We start from the raw sequence: 1,180 nt of genomic DNA on the forward strand, positions 1-1,180 counted from the left end.
GTCCGAGATGGTCGCGACCCGGTACCGGGGCGGACTCATCGCCACGATCAACGTCGGTGCAGGCGGCATCGGGAACTTCATCTCCTACGGCCTCTTCCTGCTCCTCCTCGGCCCGTTGGCCGTCCCGCTCGGTGGCGACGACCACGTCTGGCGCTGGAGCTTCGTGATCCTGGCGCTCCCCGCGCTGTTCGTCGTCCTGTACCGGCGCAAGTTGCCCGAGACGCCGCGCTGGCTCCTCTCGAAGGGGCGGATCGACGACGCGAACCGCTCGCTCGCGGTCCTCGCCTCGAACACCTTGACGCCGCCCGCGGACGCCGTCGGCCCCGTCCGGCTCAGCCCCGCAGATCTCCCGCCGGTGTCCTTGCACGCCTCACCCGCAGCGGTGTTCCACCGGCTGGTCCTGCGCCGGACGATCGCCATCGGGGTCGCGTCGTGGATGGCCTTCGGGGTGCAGGTCACGCTGAACTTCCTCATGCCCACGCTGCTCGTCGAACGTGGGTACTCCGTCTCGCAGAGCCTGCTGTACACGATGATCATGAACGTCGGCTCGCTCCTCGGATGCACCGCCGCCGCCCTGCTCGCGAACCGCATCGGGCGTCGACCGTTGGTCGCCACCGCGGGGGTCCTGGGCTGTCTGACCGCACTGGCGTTCGCAGCGTTCGGGAACGACACCGGCGCGATCCTCGCCCTCGGCGCACTGTTCCAGTTCTTCACGATGCTGACGAACACCACGCTCGCAGCCTGGACCGCCGAGGTCTACCCCACGGCGATCCGAGCGTCCGGCGCCTCGATCGTGAACGGGATCGGCAACATCGCCGGCGCCGTGATGCCCTTCGCCGCGATAGCGCTCTACGGTGCCTGGGCCTTCGCCGGTGTCTTCGGACTCGCGGCAGCCATGTACGCGGTGCTCGTGATCGCGTCGCGGTTCGCCCCCGAGACGCGCGGTCGTTCCCTCGAGGACGTGAACGAGAACGTCCTCACCGCCAGGTCCACCTGAACCACCCGATCCACCCACACGATCCAGCGGCGTGCCGGGCAACGCCCGGCACGCCGCACCCCACGAACGGAGCACCACCATGGACACCCTGCAGATCTCGGCGACCGCGAACCGCCTCAACTACCTGCCCGAGTACGTCGCCGACCTGGGCGGCCTCTTCACCGAACGCGGACTCACCGTGAC

At 69.2% G+C, this 1,180-nt stretch carries 1 protein-coding gene; it reads left to right on the top strand.

Features of this window, described 5'->3' with window-relative positions; all coding sequences use genetic code 11:
• Positions 1-997, top strand: a 997-nt coding sequence (locus tag BACI9J_RS23520) for an MFS transporter (protein ID WP_159736734.1), incomplete at its 5' end; no start/stop codon positions are given.
• Positions 998-1,180 lie beyond the last annotated feature (183 nt).

Origin of the sequence: Arthrobacter sp. 9V, assembly GCF_902506065.1 — a bacterium.
Taxonomy (GTDB): domain Bacteria; phylum Actinomycetota; class Actinomycetes; order Actinomycetales; family Micrococcaceae; genus Arthrobacter.